Below are 238 nucleotides of genomic sequence, written 5' to 3' on the forward strand. Positions count from 1 at the left end.
TTCCGCTCGCGCTCGCCACCGAGTGGTATCTCCAAGCGTCGAAGTCCTTCTGCGCGTTTCTCGCCCTCGTCGGCCGATACAGCTTTGAGGACGCCGGCGAGCGGGGTACCGTCTCCGACCCCGACGCTCGGGCCGCCGACCAGAAGTACGCCGTTCGGATCACTGCCATCTCCGTCGTCGTCGCCGCGCTCGTCACGACGGTCGTCTTCGTCGCGCTCTGAGGACCGCAGCTTTCCCC

Annotated in this window: 1 protein-coding gene; it reads left to right on the forward strand. The window is 67.2% G+C overall.

Annotated elements, in window-relative coordinates; translation table 11 throughout:
- Positions 1-221 (forward strand): hypothetical protein (locus HKX41_13305; GenBank protein NNC25112.1); only part of this gene is annotated, 221 nt, incomplete at its 5' end.
- Positions 222-238 lie beyond the last annotated feature (17 nt).

Source organism: Salifodinibacter halophilus (assembly GCA_012999515.1).
Classification (GTDB): Bacteria; Pseudomonadota; Gammaproteobacteria; order Nevskiales; family Salinisphaeraceae; genus Salifodinibacter; species Salifodinibacter halophilus.